General features: G+C 34.5%; 1 pseudogene. It reads left to right on the top strand.

The features are described from left to right. A pseudogene (locus AB4585_RS27075) lies at positions 1 to 355 on the top strand (hypothetical protein); the annotation flags it as partial. Positions 356 to 359: the final 4 nt, after the last annotated feature.

Here is a 359-nt window from a genome sequence, read left to right as displayed (position 1 = left end):
GCCCTGGATTGATCTATCAGAACCATCATTAGATAGCATGGCAATTGAACATGATCGGGATGTATTTCATTTTGAATCTAGCCTTGGTGTTGTAGAACAACGATTTAAAGCGAGTAAGATATTTAGTTTCGTTAGAAGTAGCCTACAAGAGAGTGAAAATGATTGTTTATACTTTGGAGAGTTAACTGCTCTAGTACACTCAGCATTGAAAGATGATATTCTTCCCTATAGATCTGAGATCAAGCAGTATGTGGCAAATTTGATTTCTTATTTGCAGTTATTAGCTAAAGATCAGATAGCTATAGATAGACCTAATTACAGTCAACGAATTTCACTAAAACAGAGCAATGATTAAATAC

It is taken from the genome of Vibrio sp. 10N.222.49.C9 (assembly GCF_041474985.1).
Taxonomy (GTDB): Bacteria; Pseudomonadota; Gammaproteobacteria; order Enterobacterales; family Vibrionaceae; genus Vibrio; species Vibrio crassostreae_C.
The sequence above is the reverse complement of the archived record's forward strand: the minus strand, read 5'-3'. Positions and strand labels throughout refer to the sequence as shown.